Genomic DNA, 215 nt, shown 5'->3' with positions numbered 1-215 from the left:
TAATCTAACATTTTTTATATTATATTGTAATGTTGATAATTGTTTTAATTTATCTAAATCTAATTTATTATCTAAATCTATATTATTTTCTCTATTATCTAAAAATCTATATTTTTTATATATTATATCATTCTTCAGATTTGATTCTCTAGCAACCTGAACTAAACTATAGGATATACCTATAGTCATTGGTATATATTATTTTTACCACTTAT

The organism is Candidatus Nanopusillus massiliensis (assembly GCF_920984865.1).
This window is presented reverse-complemented; position numbering follows the sequence as displayed.